The organism is Thalassotalea sp. G20_0 (genome assembly GCF_017744175.1).
Classification (GTDB): domain Bacteria; phylum Pseudomonadota; class Gammaproteobacteria; order Pseudomonadales; family Endozoicomonadaceae; genus Endozoicomonas.
In genome coordinates this window covers 1-770 of the sequence record NZ_JAGHQV010000327.1, presented here as the reverse complement: position 1 = coordinate 770, position 770 = coordinate 1, and the positions used below count along the sequence as shown (strand labels likewise).

At 55.6% G+C, this 770-nt stretch carries 1 protein-coding gene; it reads right to left on the bottom strand.

Annotated features, from left to right (window positions below; genetic code table 11):
• On the bottom strand, positions 1-770 hold a 770-nt coding region (locus J7438_RS26320; RefSeq protein ID WP_209278984.1), incomplete at both ends, for a M26 family metallopeptidase.

Genomic DNA, 770 nt, shown 5'->3' with positions numbered 1-770 from the left:
ACCGTTCCTTTAACCTCCCCCCCCCGATGCCAGCGAAATTTCGATCACCATTGGTGAGAATACGAACATCTTTCGCCCGAATATTACTGACTGTGCCAGTATCATCAACAACACAGGCTGCTAACCCGGTCGTCTTCTGGGAAGTTATATTGGCACCAGTAAAGTGAAGGTTACGGATGCTGCCTTTCAGAGTGTCAACAAAACAGTCAGACAGGTCGCTGATGGTACGGCACTGCCCATCGTACTCCCCGGTAAACGGATCGTTCTTATTACCAATGGACTGGTTTAGCTGGCTACCATCAATATCCGCCGTCTGCCGGTAAGTGCCATTCAGTGGATATTCCGGATCACGGCCAATCTTGCCCAGAGTTGTAGCATTCGGCACCTCAATCCACCCTTCGGTTTTATTGCCGGATGGGGATGCAGCCGCCGCAGCGGTCAGGCCAGACAGGGCACCCAGCGCCACGGCGGCTTTCGGTAGCTGGCCAGGGCCAACGGAGGCTGTGGCCGGTGGGCTGGTGCGTTGTGGTGTTTGCTGTGGTTTCTTTTTTCTCCTGCCTTTGTCGTTTGTTGGCGAGCCATCCACCGGGCTGTCTGCCTGGCTCTGCCCTGATGGCGAACCTTTAGTCGCGCCAAAAAGATCCCTGAGCCGGGCCGCTGATGAAAGCGTAATAAAACCCTCCAGCATCGTGCTGATTTCCGCTGGCAGCACCGTATAAGGCGACACCAGTCGGGCAGCCAGCGCAACACCCTCGAACAAGCTACTGTCC